This is a genomic window from Ferrovibrio sp. (assembly GCF_025869515.1).
GTDB lineage: Bacteria > Pseudomonadota > Alphaproteobacteria > Ferrovibrionales > Ferrovibrionaceae > Ferrovibrio.
On the sequence record NZ_JAOZVR010000077.1, the window covers coordinates 1 to 14,167 of the forward strand.

The following is a 14,167-nucleotide window of genomic DNA, read 5'->3' on the forward strand; positions in this document are numbered from 1 at the left end:
CTGGTACGCCCGTAAGCACTTCAGTATTGATAATACCGAACAGCCTCTCGACAGTTCCCTTGTACCGCGGCGTTTTTCGCGGTGCGTGCTGCATACGTATATTCAGGCGCCGGCACGCCTCCTCTACTGTGGCAGCATGCAGCTCTCCACCATTATCAACCACGATAGTTTCGGGCACGCCGTACGCATCCCACGTATTCTTGATCGATGGATAGCGCGAAACAATTTCGTGCTTAGGGAAGATGATATTTCGTAGACATCGCAGGATGACAAGTGCGCTCGGAGCCGCGAAACCCAAGTGCAGACCGACTATCATTCTCGTCGCAACATCGATAGCCAGGGTAAGAGTCGGGCGGCCGATGACAGTTCCGTATTCGTCGTCGACAACCATCAGATCGAGGACAGTATGGTCGATCTCGACGCGCTCCAGCGGGCGGTAGGGCCGGGGCCCTTGATACACCGCACGGAAGTGTTGGTCGGCAGCGGCTTTACCCTCTCGCCGGGCCTTAATTTCATAAGGATCGGCAACGCGCCGGATTTCGTCGAACACCCAGCGAAGGCTGGGGAACGGCAATTGTGATGTGCGGCCAGGCCGGTTGTTCTGCTCATCGATGGCGGAAATGAGCGCATCGTAAGTCCGCCGGCCGGTGAGTTGTTCGCGGGTGAGATAGTTCTCGTAAATGACGTCCCTGGCGATCTTGAGCACCTCAGGCGGCAGTCTACGCGTACGACGACCGCGGCGGCGGGTATTTGGGAATAGCGCCCGCATGTCTCGTCCACCGGCAACATATGTCCTGTGCCAGCGACTCACCGTCGCATAGGACGGCGGCCGCTTATCTGCGTTGTCGGTGGCGACGGATTTTACAACGGCGAGAGTCCGCTCGCGTTCCAGCTCGACGAGCTGAGCGGACGTTATGGCCTTTATGTAGGCCCAGCGGCGCTCGAACACCTTTCGCTCGGCTGGACTCAGCAGCGCAATATCTGTTCGAAGCTTCTCTTCGATCGAAGGCATGGAGACGGTCTTTAGGGCAACACGGGGCGGCGGCAGTCGGAGACGAGCAACCCCGGCGCCGATATCCAGTGCGATATCGTCGCGCTTTCTTTGCAGAACTTCGCGATTATCGAACGCCCGCAGAAACACCGTTCCTTCGGGTGTTACGTTCAACACCTCGAACAGGCGGTCAGACATCCAGAGCTTCGTATCGATTTCGATTCGCTGAACAGGCATATGCCACCTATAGCCAACGGACCATTGTGCTATCAGTGAGGTCCTTATGTTCGAAGTCGGCAGAGATTAGCCCGCGATACATGAGCCCATAGATCGTGCCGCGCGTACCGCCGTACATCTTCAATGCATCGACAAGCTGCCCGAATGGACAGCCGCCAGTTGCGAGAAGGATTGCCCGCGCAGCGGTTGCCGTTTGAGGGGCAATGGGGTGTGCTGCATATCGCAGAAGGATTTCCTTGTTGCGGAGCTGCGGCTGCTTCTGGATTGCCGATTGCTTGGCGACCACGAAGCGATATCCATGACATTCGAAAAAATCCGCCGCGGCACGGAACAGGTCTTCGTTATCTTCCAGGTCGTCGTCCGGCTTGACCTCGTATACGCACGGACCGGCGGCCTCCTCAGCGTAAATGTCGGGGGTGTACCTCCTGGTCTCGCCATTTACCTCAAGAGCGAAAGTCCCTGGCTGTTCGCGGAACCGCAGAACAAGCGGATCTGTCTCAAGCTGGATCATAAAATCCCGCTCGATCATGGATTCCCAGTGCAGCATCCGGTCGCTTTTCCGACTGACGAATCGGCCCACCGTTCGGCCTTTAGAACGAGTAACCACGCGCCGCGCCCTCTCGCCATCCATTGAAATTAAAGGCATTTTTCTATTTCCGTGCCGATGTAGAAAAATACAACGATGTAGACGCTACAACGCGAATCACCCAGAGTGCAAGTCGGATTTGGCATTTTCTAGAAGCGGCCGGTGGAGGGTGCTACATGAACCAGATGGCCGTACGTCGAAATACCGATTTAGACCGCGCAATTGCAACCATCACTCAGGTTGCGGGCAATAAGCCCGATTGGCGCACGGTTGCAATTACAGTCGAGAAAATACGCAAAGATGGGAGTTGGCGCGATCGGTACGCTTCTCCGTCCGAATGGCTTAGTGCTGCTGCCGCTGCATATGACGTGCATCCGAATACCATGCGCCGGTTTATCACCGTCACTGAATTCGTTAGGGAGAAGTTGGGCGCAAAGGCCGTGCTATTCGATCCGGCCGCTGGCGAGGGCAGCCTGCCGCGTCTTGTATTCGGTACCGTCGAACTCATTAAGCGTTTACACGACATATCGCCTGACGAAGCCGACAAGGCACTCGCGAAGCACCAGGAGCGCAAGCTCTCATTTCGGGAAATGCAAAGGTGGTACGAGAATTTCGCTCCCACTTTTGACACGGTAATCGGCAATCCGCCGTATCTCGATAATGCGTACGATTCAAAGAAAATCAGCAGTAAACGTGCCCATGCAGAGCGAAGTGGGCTGGCAGGTCTTATCCAAAGCCATATAGAAATGCTGTCGGGGAATGACACCGAGCTCGAGGCAACGAAGATTAAATTCGACTACGTTAATCCTGATGCTGTTGTCATAGGTCGCAAAGGCGGCGCGGCGACATTCGTCGATGCCTTCTCGTTGAAGCGAGTACCCGCCGGCGCGCCGCGGACGCATTTAACAAAGCTGGTGAGCGAGATTGCCTTCGCATCTACGTTCTTTCGCCGATACTGGCTTCTCCTGGATGCCCCCCCTAAGGATGTCACCGAGATTGGCGAATCCATTTCCGACCTAGCTCTTAAAAATGTTGGGATCGCTGAGTACATCAGTGGGAAGCAGGACAACTTAAACCTGCGCAGATCTCCTTCCGGCAACCCTGTCCCCGACAGGCAGGAAAAGCCCCTGGAAGAACTGGCCTCTAAGCCACTCTGACGACCGCTTCGCCTTATTGTGGCCAAGCCCATGCCCAAGGTCATGTTCAAATTTTAGCTGCACACAGGATTTACACATCGATATGAGCACGCTCGGGCTGGAAACTCTGTGGAGAGGCGTTTCAAAACGGAACCCATAAATCTTCTTGTCATCGCGAAGTATGTGAACTTCAACCTTACAGGTTTTATTCTCTTCTGAAAAATCCCAGCTAGACCACAGGGCCACCAACATTCCGCTTCAGGAATTTGGCTTTCTTGTTGTTAGCCTCAAACGGAAACTTACACGCTGGGTCGATGTCGACACCAAGTTTGACCTTGATGCCTTCCTTAAGCAGACCATGCGTATCCACGCAGAAGCAAGCAAAGTTCCAACGCCCATTAGTGGCGGCGCAATGTCAAGCGAGATTGGCGGTCCTCACCTTCGGTATCGCCTGACCATCTCTATGATCCGCCTTCCGGCCGCAGTGGCTGCAGCATGATCTTGCGAGAAATTCAGCCGCATGCTCGACCAGTGCGGCCCGAATTCCGGCCCTGGTGTAACGGTCACGCCAGCCTGCATACGCAGAAGCCGCACGAAGTCGGTAATGCCAACGTCCAGGGGCGGTACCTCGGGAAACAGGTAGCTGCCTGCTTGCGGTATCCGCACCTGCAGACCGCCGGCACGAAAGATCTCGATCAGCTCGTTGCGTATGGCCTGATGTAGACGGATTCTTTCATCGAGCCATCCAGTTGGCTCAGAAAACCATGTACGCAGCACCGCTTGGTTGTAGCCAGCGGCCCGAAGCGAGACGATTGCCTGCAGCTTTTCCATCCGTTCGATGACGGCTTGCGCCCCGAAGGCAACACCAAGGCGATAACCTGATAGCGATTCAGTCTTTGACGGCCCCATGATAGTGACAACGCGGTCCTCGGCGAGGCCGGCGGCGCGTAAATGCGAATAGCAGACGCCTTCATAGCGCAGCCTCGAATACAGCTGATCCACGATGACCGTGGCATCGAACTCGGCGGCCAGCCTGGCGATCGCCTGGATCTCGGCCGGAGCGTAGACCACGCCGGTCGGATTATTCGGATTTGAAAATAGGAACAGCCTTGCGCCCGAGATGAAGGCATCACGCAGCTGCCCCAGGTCAAGTCCGGCTGCACCTTCAGACGTCATGTAATGGATCTGCACCGGCACAATCTCGCCGCCAAAGAACTGCACGAGTTTGCGATTGGCAAAATAGTCCGGCTGAATGATGGCAACGCGGTCACCGGCGGCAACCGTCGCAGCAACGGCCAGGAACAGCGCGCCCTGTGTCCCCGGTGTCAGGATAAGCCCGTCCTCGGCCGAAACTGGCGCACCAGTGAAGTCGGCGAGCTTTCCGGCCAGGTCGGCTCGAATTGCAGCCGAGCCACGATACTCGGTATACGCCTGCTGTCCGCCGGCCGCGACCGCATCAGTAAACGTCTCGAAAGCGCCCGGCGTCGGCGTAAAGGCATCGACGTCACCATGCGAAAAGTCGACCGGGACACCCACCAGGAGGTCTCCCCGCTGTAGGTTCCCGATGTCACCGGCGACTTGCCGGACTTCCTGTCCGGGCGCGTGCTCTGTCGCCAGCGCCGCGAATTTCTCTTCAATGATTGACATATCTGCTCACCAGATTGCAGTGAATGATCGGCGGGGGGATCAGGTCCAGCCATGATGGAGGGCGCGCTTGGGTCGCTGGGGGCAGAGGCCGTTGATTCAAATGGTCGCGCTGGTGAGAGTACAGCTGAACCGTAAGTCGTTGACCTTGACGCGCCACGCGCTGACTTGATCGCGCTCTCCGGCCGATACCCCCTACGACTTTTCGTGCCGCATGACGTTGAAAGCGGAGGCGGCCTCAGGCCGCCGTGGCATTCAGTTCCGCCTTGTGCAGCTGCACGAGCTCCGCCAGCGAAGTCACGGTGACGTCCGGCATTGCATCAGTCGCCAGCGTGGCACCACTGCCGCGTTTGCCAAAGCGGCGGTTTACCCAGACTGTCGTGAGGCCGAGCTGACGGCCCGGGTTGATGTCGTGATGCTTGCTCTGCGCAACATGCAGCAGCCCGTCTTTTTGGATACCAAGTGCGGCCAGTTTCTGCAGGGCTTTTTCAAAATGTGGCAGGCCCGGCTTGTACGATCCAACATCTTCTGCCGTGACCGTGAAGGTGAATGGCACTTCAAGCAACCGCAGCGTACCAGCGAGCGACGCATTGTCGACGTTCGACAGAATCACAAGCTTGTAGTGCCGTGACAGGTACTGCAGACTCTCGACCGTGTCGGCAAAGGGGGGCCATTCCGACACCGATTTCGCAAACGCTTCGGCATGGTCGGGATTCGCGTCCCAGCCGAACTGGCCTTCGATGTCCCGCCAGGTGCGCCGCATGACGTCCGTGTACAGCAGCGCCGGCCGCACCTGCTGGTGCTTGGCCTGCATCAGCGCGAAAGATGACAGGACGAGATCGACCGGGACCGGTGAGTTCATCTCGGTAAGCCACGGGCGGACCAGCGCCTCGATCCCGGTTTCCCAATCGATCAGCGTGCCGTAACAGTCGAACGACAGCGCTTTGAAGTTTTGAATTTTCATGGTTCCTTCCCGTTTGGTGTTGAGGATTGGTTGGCTTCGATCCTGCGCAGGACATCGTGGACGCGTTCGGCCGATTCGACCGCCTGACGACCGATCAGGTCCGCCGCGCCATCGATGTCGCCGTCCTTGATCTTCTGCACGATCGCCATGTGCGAACCGACCCAGTCCGCGCTCAGGCCGACCCGCGACCACAGCGGCAAGAGGTAGCGATTGATGTTCGTATACAGGGATGCGATCTGCGCCAGCTGGCGCGGCCGGCCGGCCCGGCTGTAAAGAATTCTGTGAAAGTCCCAATGATGATGGGCCCGCTCGAGCAGGTCGGTTGCGGCCTTGGCCGCATGCAGGGCTGCTTCTGCTGCGGTGAAATCCTGGTCTGTCAATTTTGGACCGGACAAGCGTAAGGCATGCGGCTCGAGCAGACTGCGCATCTCGGCAATATCGATGAAGTTCTCCGCCGAGACCGGCGTCACCATGACCCCGCGATTGGGAATCAGAGTAGCAAGACCATCGGCCACCAGGCGGCTGAACGCCTCGCGCACTGGCACAATGCTGACGCCAAAGGTCGAGGCCACCTCGGTCTGCTTGAGTTGCGCGCCGCCAACAATGCGGCCTTCGCAAATGGCCCGCCGCAGCGTGTCGGCGATATGGTCAGGGGTCGACTGCCGACCACGCCCTGCATTCACGTCGAGTAGACCTGCATTTGTCATCTTGACAAGTTCTCCGTCCTGGGCATTTGATAGATTGTAGATTATCTACTGTCAATGATCGATTGAAAAAGGAGATCAAAAATGTTGCACGGGGTCAAGGTGATGGGGGCGATCGCGGCGCTAACCCTCTGTTTTTCCACTGCCAAGGCGGCAAATTACGAATTCACCGCCGGCGATGTCGGCGGCGTGTGGTACACGACGGCGGCCGGGCTGTCACAGCTGGTCCAGGCAGCGCACCCCGACGTCGTGCTGAAGACGGTGCCGGGTGGCGGGGTCACCAATCCCGCCAAACTGCAGGCCGGTGCCAGCCAGTTCGGCCTGGTGCAGAGCATTTTTGCAACGGCAGCGGTCAAGGGGGCGACGCCGTTTGACGGTAAGCCGAATCCCAAGATTCGCTTGGTGCTGCAGGGGCTGGCCAAGAACTATGTGCATTATGTGCAGACCAAGGGAGAGACCCGCAGCATCGCCGATGCGCTGAAGCAGCCCAAGCTGCGGATTGCCCTGCCGCGGGCGGGGTCGACCGACGAATACACTTTCCGCTTCATTATGAAGCATTACGGCACATCCTACGACGCGATCCGCGCCAATGGCGGCAAGGTCGTGAATGCCGACTACAATGACATTGTCAGCGCCTTCAAGGATGACCAGGTCGACGCCTTCTTTGTTCTGCTGGGCATCCCGGGCGCGGCGATTATCGATGCGTCGCAGGGACGCGCGGCCGCACTTGGCGCGCTGCCGGCGGAGCTGGTCGAGCATCTTTCGAGCACCTACGGCTACACGAAAGCAGCAGTCCCGGCTGCCACCTATCCCGGTCTCCAGGCGCGGGATGCCGCCACGGTCGTGACCTCGACAAGCCTGTACACCAGCAGCGACGTGCCCAACGAGGTCGTCTACAAGGTCGCCGCGGCGATCTGCAAGGACGCGTCAAAACTGCCGGACGTTCACAAAAGCATGATGGGCTTCGCCTGCAATGCCGAGGCCATGGGTGACGGATCCGTACCCCTGCATCCGGGTGCGAAAGACTACTTTGCGAAAGCCGGCGTTCGCTAACACCATTTACGGGAAAAGCGGCCTGCCGTCGCAGGGCGGCAGGCCGCTTGCAATCGGGTAAGGAAGTAAGATGCGTCAGATCAACGGGAGTGTCGGCATTGCCTTGGGGATTTGGACCGGCCTATGGGCGGCCCTCCATATCTATTGGGCTGGGTTTGGATATCCAGAGCCGCTGACCACGCGTGCCTTGCATATTCTGGCTTTTCTGCCGCCTGCCTTCCTGCTGTTCCCCGCCACCGGTAGATCATCAACGGACAAGCCGTCTGTGCTCGACTGGCTCCTGGCTGCCGCATCGCTCCTGCCGCCCGCCTATGTGTACCACTATGCCAATGAGATAAATCTGCGCATTGCGCAGCTTGATCCGGTGCTGCCCCTGCATATCGTGCTTGGTCTGGCCCTCGTGGCCCTCTTACTCGAGGCGGTCCGCCGCGCCGTGGCGCCGGCGCTCATGATCATTGCCGGCATCATGGTGGTGTACCTGTTCGTCTGCGACTACATGCCCGGCTTCTTGCAGTATCGCAGCTTTTCCACTGGCGAGATTGTCGAGGGACTCTATCTGTCCGGCAACCAAGGCGTCTTTGGCTTCATCACCGGCATTTCCGCCACGGTGGTCTCTGCCTTCATCATCTTTGGCGCCTTCATTGAGGGCACCGGCAGCGGCCGCCTGTTCATGAACCTCGGCACTCGTGCGGCCGGCCGCTATGTCGGCGGCGCGGCCAAGGTTGGCGTCGTCACCTCGGGACTGTTCGGCATGATCAGCGGCTCCAGCACCGCCAATGTCGCCAGTGTCGGCAGCTTCACCATTCCGGCCATGATCCGCCGGGGCTATACCCCGACCTTTGCCGGCGGCGTCGAGGCTGCGGCCAGCACGGGCGGGCAGATCATGCCGCCAATCATGGGGGCGGCGGCCTTCATTCTGGCTGAAACCACCCAGACGCCCTATTCCCATGTCATCGCCGCCGCCGCGCTCGGCGCCGTGCTCTACTTCTTCTCGATCTACATCAACGTGCATTATGAAGCCCGCAAACTGCGCCTGGCCGGCATGCGGGCAGATGAGCTGCCGACCTGGCGGACCGTGCTGCGCGACGCCCATCTGCTGCTGCCGCTCGTTACCTTGGTGGTACTGCTGCACGGCCATTTCTCACCCAACTTCGCCGCGTTCTGGTCGCTGGTGACGATGATCGCCGTTGCCAGTCTGCGCGCCCATACGCGCCTGGGCGTGAAGGACTTTTTGGCAATTGTTGCAAAAGCCGGCCGCGCCGTGATCACGGTGGCGCTGGCCTGCACCTGCGCCAACCTTGTCGTGACCGCCCTGACCATGACCGGTATGACGCTGTCGTTCGGGTCGCTGGTCCTGTCGGTCTCCAATGGCAATCTGGTCGTCGCCGGCACGCTGCTCATGGTTGTGTGCCTGATTCTGGGCATGGGCGTGCCGACCTCGGCGGCCTATGTCATTGCCGCCGCAATCGGCGCTCCGCTGCTGATCCAACTGGGCGTACCGGAGCTCGCAGCCCATCTGTTCGTTTTGTACTTCGCCGTGTTTGCCGAGGTGACGCCGCCAGTGGCGGTGGCATCCTATACGGCAGCCGCCATCGCCAAAGCCAATCCAATGAAAACCGGCTTGCAGGCGTTTCGTTTGGCTACCGGCGGCATCATCGTCGGCTACAATTACCTGTTCTCCCAGGCGCTGCTGCTCGAAGAGGGTTGGCTGGCGGCCGTCAGTCACTTCACCATGAACCTGGCGGGCCTGACTCTTATCGCCGGTGCAATCAGTGGCCACTTCAGCGCGACCGTCACCAAACCCGTCCGTGTCATTGCTCTGGCAACAGGCATCTCTGCGTGTCTGCTGCATGACGTGCCGATCACCTATCGAGTGATGGCTGTCGTGGCGCTGCTGGCAGCGATCTACGGGTGGCAGCGCCGGCAGGCTCGACGCAGCGATGTCCTGCCGTTAGTGGAGGAGCGCGACACCGGCCGCTAATTAGAGCACCGCGCCCAGACCACTGCTGGCCGCGCTGCCTGCCGCGACCCCGGGACGGGCCCGCCTAATTGCCACCATTCGCGGAGGACCAGTCGACCAGTTAAGCCTGCGGTGCAGGTTGGCCGGCGGGTCGGAAAACGAACCGCAGCCCAACAGTTCAGTTCCTAGCCACGTATCTCGAATAAGAATTCACTTAATGCGGCACCAGCTGTGGAACGTAGTGGACTAAGTCTGCACACAATCTTCGTCGACCTAGTATCCAACCATAAAAAAGAAGCCAAGCGTAGGTTGGTGGCGCCGTGCTCAGTTGCGACGCCAGAAGTCGGGGAACCCCATCAGAAATTGTTCTGGTGGGGAAAATCCTCAAAGCCTGCCGGAAGTCCCAACAGGCAGTCGTCCACCGGTCGAACTCTGGGAGGAAGCGTCGAACTCTCGGTGCCAAGAACCCGATATCAAAACCCGTTAGCTTGGCAGCCAGTTACATCTCCCTTCGCGAGGAGAAGGGCGCACTTGCTCAACCGAATTTCGGCGGACGTTTGGCGTGGAAGGCAGCGATGCCTTCGGTCCAGTCGGCGCTGCCGATCAGCAGGCTCAGGGCTTCCAGACCGAAGCGGCGGGCGCTGCGCAGATCGGCATCTTCCGACAGGTAGACAGCGGCCTTACTCTGGGCGATCGCCCGCGGGCTCAATGCCTTGAGTCGCTCAGCCAGTGCCAGGGCCTCCTGCAGCAACGCCTCCGGTTCGGTCATGGCATAGAGCAGTCCGCGCCGCTCGGCCTCCTCGGCCGAGACATGGCTGGCAAGTAGGATCCATTCCAGCGCCTTGGTGCGGCCCACATGGCGGACCAGTTTCTGCACGCCACCGGCGCCGGCGATGGCACCGAGTTTGACCTCGGGCAGGCCGATGCGCGCCGTCTTCGACATGATGCGGAAATCGCAGGACAGTGCAAGCTCGCCACCGCCGCCCAGCGCAAAGCCGTTGATCGCGGCTATCACTGGATAGGGCTGTTCCTCGAGGCTGTCAAAAACCCGGGCGATGCGATCGAGATAGGTGTCCCGCAATATGAAGCCAGCGTCGCGGCCGAGCTGGTCTTCGATGAAGTAATCCAAATGCGCACCGCAGCAGAAGGCGCGGCCGCTGCCGGTGATGATCAACGCGCGCACGCCCGAACCCTTGAGTTGGACAATGGCTCCTTCCAGGCCATCCAGCAGGGCATGCGTCAGGGTGTTCATTTCGGAGCCACGGGTCAGGGTGATCTGCGCCACACCCTCGGCCGGCCAGGTCAGTTCCAGCGCTTCATTCTTCATCGGATTCCTTCCTTCGACACGGCTCAGCGCGTCACCTTGATGCCAGCCATCTCACGATCCCAGAGCTTGCCCATATTCTCGGACGCCCATTGGCGCAGCTTGTATTTCTCGATCTTTTCCGAAGCCGTCTTGGGCAGCTCGTCGAGGACATGCAGATACCGCGGCACCATGAAATATGGCATGTTGGCGTCGCAGAAGGCGATGATCTCGGCGAAATCGACCTTCGCATCCGGATTGGCGACGAGGCAGACCAGCACATCGTCCTCGCCGAGTTCCGAGGACACAGCCACTGCCGCGGCCTCGCGCAGCGCCGGATGCCGTGAGATGATCATCTCCAGTTCATAGGCTGAGATATTCTCGCCGCGGCGCCGGATCGCGTCCTTCTTGCGATCGACGAAGTAGAGATAGCCATCCTTGTCGAGATAGCCGCGATCGCCGGTATGGAACCAGAGGCTCGACATGGTGCCCAGGGTTTCCACCGGCATTTCAAAATAGCCCTGCATCATGATACCCGGCGCGCGGGGGCGTACGGCGATCTCGCCGACTTCGCCCGGTGGGAGGAACCCGTCCTCGTCGTCGAGAATCGCCACTTCGGTATAGGGATGGCCACGGCCCGCGGATCCGGCCTTTTCCGCCGGCTCGTCCGGTCCGTGGAGCGTCACCGCGAAGGTTTCAGTCTGGGCGAACAGGCTGGTGAGCTTGATGCCCATGTCGCGGAAGGGTTTGCCCGCCTCATAGTCGAGGGCTGGAACCACCATGCACTGGCGCAGCTTGAGACGGCTGCGATCCAGCTGGCCCAGCTCCTTCATCACGATATTGGCCATGGCGCCGAGCGCATTGGCCTGGGTAGCGCCGCTGTCCACCACTTCCTGCCAGAAGCGCGAGGCCGAGAAGCGCCGCGAAACCACCAGCGTCGCGCCGCAGAGAAATGCCGGCATCATCGAATACCAGAGGGCATTGCCGTGGAACAATGGCAGACAGGTATAGAGGATGTCGGCGGAGGTATAGCCATAGACGTTGACAAGCTGGTCGCCAACGCTCAGCCCTTGGGAATGCGGCGCGATCACGCCCTTCGACGGGCCCGTCGTGCCGGAAGTATACATCAGAAACATCGGGTCCCGGTGCGACACCTCCACGGCGGGCGGCGTATCGGGCGACTCCTCCAGCGCGGCGAAAGGTATGATAGGGAGTTCGGTCACCGCGGCCGCATCGCCTCGGGCGGGGCTGGGCACAACGATAACGGTGTGAATCGCCTTGCTCTTCAGCAGGTAGGCTTCGGCACGGGGCAGCAGTTCCGCCTCGACGATCAGGACGCTGACCCTGGAATGGCCGAGTAAATAGCCAAGCAGCTCACCCTTGGCCGCAGTATTGAACGGCACCGCCACGGCGCCGAGCTTGCCGAGGCCGAAGACCGACCACAGGAATTCCGGGCAGTTGCCCAGCAGCAGGCCGACATGGTCGCCCTTCTTCACCTTTGCCTCGTCGCGCAGGCCATTGGCAATCCGGCTGGCCTGACGGTCGGCAAAGGCATAGCTGTAGCTCTTGCCTTCGAAGGAGAGGAGGGTCTTTTCGCCGAACGCGGCGGCGTTCCTGACCAGAACCTCGCCGAGGGTGCTCCGAACCACGCCGTAGGGCGCGTTTGTGTGTACTCCCACCATCTACCCGTTACCTTCTTTCGACGGTCTGACTTGTCGGCCGTTACAGCGGCCAGAGAATGATCTCGGGCACCATCACCAGCAGGATGGTCAGGCCGATTTCCAGCAGCACGAAGGGAATGCATCCGATGAATACATCCCGCAGCGGCAGATCCGGCACGGCACCCTTGACGACGAAGACATTGAGTCCGACGGGTGGCGTGATCAGGCCGATCTCGACTGCTTTAACAACCAAGATGCCGAACAGGATCGGATCGATGCCGGCGTGCTGGATAATGGGAAACACGATCGGCATCGTCAGCAGCACCATCGAGAAACCGTCGATGAAGGCGCCGAGAAACAGGAACGGCACGAGGATCAGAAGCACGAGCGCCTGCGGCGGCAGATCGAAGCCGGCCGTCCACTGTGCAATCTCCATCGGCAGCCGACTCGTCGTGAGTGCCATGCTGAATATTCCGGCGCCGATGATCAGGCCGAAAACGGCGCAGGTAACCGAACCGCTCTGCCGAAGTCCATCCCAGAGGATGGACACGCGCTTGGGCCGGAACACCGTCAGGAGAATGGCCATGAAGGCGCCCACGGCCGCCGCTTCATTGGGCGTGGCGATGCCGAGATAGATGGAACCGATGACCAGAACGAACAGCAGCGCGGCTTCCCAGGTCATCAGCAGGCTTTTGAAGCGATCGGCGATCGTAACGCCGCTGCGCCGCGGCTTCCCACCCACGCTGCGAGGGCTCAGATATCCCACGACCGTGATGCCGATGATATAGGCGACGGCCGTCAGGATGCCGGGAATCAGCGCGCCGATGAAAAGCTGCACCACCGACGTGCCGGTTGCCAGGCCGTAGATGACCAGAATGCTGCTCGGCGGGATCAGCACGCCAAGCGTACCGCCGGCCGCCACGCAGGCCGCGGCAAGGCGGTTGCTGTAACCGGCCGCACGCATCTCCGGGATCGCCACATTGGCGATCGACGAGGCGGTGGCGATGCTCGAGCCACTGACCGTCGAGAACACGGCGCAGGCAAAGACGGACGCCGTGGCAAGGCCGCCGCGCAGGCCGCTGGTCATGATATTGGCGGCCTCGAAGGCACGGCGCGACATGCCGGTAACGAAGGCCATCTGGCTCATGAACATGAACAATGGCACGACGATCCAGGCGAAGTTCGCGATATACGAATAGGGGAAAGTCGCCAGGACATATTCGAAGCCGGACGGGCCACGGGCGATGAAGATGCCCAGGAAGCCGCTCGCCATCAGCGCGAAGGCGATGGGCATGCCCAGCAGGAGAAGCACTAGCAGGGCGCAAATGATGATGATTCCCAGTTCGATCGGCGTCACTGGCCCACTCCCTTGATTTCGGCATCCTCTCCGGCCGGCGCAGGCAGTCCGTGGAAGATCAGACGCAGCGCGTCACACACAAGCTGCAGCCACAAAATGGCGAGGCCGAAAGTGACGATGATGCGGGACGGCCAGACCGGGAAGATGATCGCCCCAAAGGTCATTTCGCCGCGCATGGTCGACGTCCACGCCTCTTTGCCTGTGAACCAGACCAGCAGGCCGATCGCCGCCGCCGACAGCAGCGTCACCAGCGCCTCCTGCACGCGGCGCACCGATGGCGGCAGATGCACGACGATGATCTCGACGGAGAAGTTCGCCTTGCCGGCCTGGACCGAGGCCAAGCCTAGGTAAACCAGCGCCACCAGCAGCAATGTGCTGAATTCGGTCGCACCTGGGATCGGCGCGTTCAGCAGCGTCCGCAGCGCGATATCCAAAATAACGATGACAGTGATGACCAGGGTGGTGAAACCGGACAAACCACCCAGGAAGTCGCTGATCTTTTCGATCAATCGGAAAACGTGCCGCATACAGGAGACCCACCCACCCGGACCGCTGATCGCTCAGTAACAAA

The 14,167-nt window shown here is 60.1% G+C and carries 12 protein-coding genes; 3 read left to right on the plus strand and 9 right to left on the minus strand.

Features of this window, described 5'->3' with window-relative positions:
- Both OJJ21_RS11800 and OJJ21_RS11805 read right to left on the minus strand, forming a co-directional pair.
- Positions 1-1,189 (minus strand): DDE-type integrase/transposase/recombinase (locus tag OJJ21_RS11800; RefSeq protein WP_297686429.1); only part of this gene is annotated, 1,189 nt, incomplete at its 3' end.
- Between the two features lie 46 nt (positions 1,190-1,235).
- Positions 1,236-1,775, minus strand: coding sequence for a TnsA endonuclease N-terminal domain-containing protein (locus OJJ21_RS11805; protein WP_297686431.1), 540 nt, complete (start codon positions 1,773-1,775; stop codon positions 1,236-1,238).
- Between the two features lie 215 nt (positions 1,776-1,990).
- On the opposite strand from OJJ21_RS11805, the gene OJJ21_RS11810 reads away from it, so the two are divergent.
- Positions 1,991-2,971 carry a hypothetical protein gene (locus tag OJJ21_RS11810; protein ID WP_297686433.1) on the plus strand — a complete coding sequence of 327 codons (981 nt, stop codon included), beginning with the start codon at positions 1,991-1,993 and terminating at the stop codon, positions 2,969-2,971.
- Positions 2,972-3,385: 414 nt separating this feature from the next.
- Here the strand turns inward: OJJ21_RS11810 and OJJ21_RS11815 are convergent, their stop codons facing one another.
- The 3 genes from OJJ21_RS11815 to OJJ21_RS11825 form a co-directional block, all read right to left on the minus strand.
- Entirely contained in the window at positions 3,386-4,597 is a 1,212-nt protein-coding gene (locus OJJ21_RS11815) for a pyridoxal phosphate-dependent aminotransferase (protein WP_297686435.1), read from the minus strand.
- A gap of 235 nt (positions 4,598-4,832) precedes the next feature.
- Complete coding sequence (locus OJJ21_RS11820) at positions 4,833-5,558, minus strand: HAD-IA family hydrolase (RefSeq protein ID WP_297686436.1); 726 nt, start codon at positions 5,556-5,558, stop codon at positions 4,833-4,835.
- Positions 5,555-6,265 (minus strand): GntR family transcriptional regulator, encoded by a 711-nt coding sequence (locus OJJ21_RS11825; RefSeq protein ID WP_297686438.1) that lies wholly within the window; start codon positions 6,263-6,265, stop codon positions 5,555-5,557. The genes OJJ21_RS11820 and OJJ21_RS11825 overlap by 4 nt, the downstream gene beginning before the upstream one ends.
- Positions 6,266-6,346: 81 nt before the next feature.
- Between OJJ21_RS11825 and OJJ21_RS11830 the strand changes: the two genes are divergently transcribed.
- Positions 6,347-7,315 carry a TAXI family TRAP transporter solute-binding subunit gene (locus tag OJJ21_RS11830; protein WP_297686440.1) on the plus strand — a complete coding sequence of 323 codons (969 nt, stop codon included), beginning with the start codon at positions 6,347-6,349 and terminating at the stop codon, positions 7,313-7,315.
- A gap of 70 nt (positions 7,316-7,385) precedes the next feature.
- Positions 7,386-9,296 (plus strand): TRAP transporter fused permease subunit, encoded by a 1,911-nt coding sequence (locus tag OJJ21_RS11835; protein WP_297686442.1) that lies wholly within the window; start codon positions 7,386-7,388, stop codon positions 9,294-9,296.
- Positions 9,297-9,810: 514 nt separating this feature from the next.
- On the opposite strand, the gene OJJ21_RS11840 is transcribed toward OJJ21_RS11835, so the two are convergent.
- The 4 genes from OJJ21_RS11840 to OJJ21_RS11855 all read right to left on the minus strand — a co-directional run bounded on the left by OJJ21_RS11840 (position 9,811) and on the right by OJJ21_RS11855 (position 14,105).
- Entirely contained in the window at positions 9,811-10,602 is a 792-nt protein-coding gene (locus OJJ21_RS11840; protein ID WP_297686445.1) for an enoyl-CoA hydratase/isomerase family protein, read from the minus strand.
- Between the two features lie 23 nt (positions 10,603-10,625).
- A complete protein-coding gene (locus OJJ21_RS11845) occupies positions 10,626-12,227 on the minus strand; it encodes an AMP-binding protein (RefSeq protein ID WP_297686447.1) in 1,602 nt (533 codons plus the stop codon).
- A 73-nt stretch (positions 12,228-12,300) separates the two neighbouring features.
- Entirely contained in the window at positions 12,301-13,596 is a 1,296-nt protein-coding gene (locus OJJ21_RS11850; protein WP_297686449.1) for a TRAP transporter large permease, read from the minus strand.
- Positions 13,593-14,105 (minus strand): TRAP transporter small permease, encoded by a 513-nt coding sequence (locus OJJ21_RS11855; protein WP_297686451.1) that lies wholly within the window; start codon positions 14,103-14,105, stop codon positions 13,593-13,595. The genes OJJ21_RS11850 and OJJ21_RS11855 overlap by 4 nt, the downstream gene beginning before the upstream one ends.
- Positions 14,106-14,167 lie beyond the last annotated feature (62 nt).

What these genes read in the sequence shown, in the direction of transcription:
- OJJ21_RS11805 (WP_297686431.1), bottom strand. Translation starts at nt 1,775, where the DNA reads ATGCTGCACTGGGAATCCATGATCGAGCGGGATTTTATGATCCAGCTT.
- OJJ21_RS11810 (WP_297686433.1), top strand. Translation starts at nt 1,991, where the DNA reads ATGAACCAGATGGCCGTACGTCGAAATACCGATTTAGACCGCGCAATT.
- OJJ21_RS11815 (WP_297686435.1), bottom strand. Translation starts at nt 4,597, where the DNA reads ATGTCAATCATTGAAGAGAAATTCGCGGCGCTGGCGACAGAGCACGCG.
- OJJ21_RS11820 (WP_297686436.1), bottom strand. Translation starts at nt 5,558, where the DNA reads ATGAAAATTCAAAACTTCAAAGCGCTGTCGTTCGACTGTTACGGCACG.
- OJJ21_RS11825 (WP_297686438.1), bottom strand. Translation starts at nt 6,265, where the DNA reads ATGACAAATGCAGGTCTACTCGACGTGAATGCAGGGCGTGGTCGGCAG.
- OJJ21_RS11830 (WP_297686440.1), top strand. Translation starts at nt 6,347, where the DNA reads ATGTTGCACGGGGTCAAGGTGATGGGGGCGATCGCGGCGCTAACCCTC.
- OJJ21_RS11835 (WP_297686442.1), top strand. Translation starts at nt 7,386, where the DNA reads ATGCGTCAGATCAACGGGAGTGTCGGCATTGCCTTGGGGATTTGGACC.
- OJJ21_RS11840 (WP_297686445.1), bottom strand. Translation starts at nt 10,602, where the DNA reads ATGAAGAATGAAGCGCTGGAACTGACCTGGCCGGCCGAGGGTGTGGCG.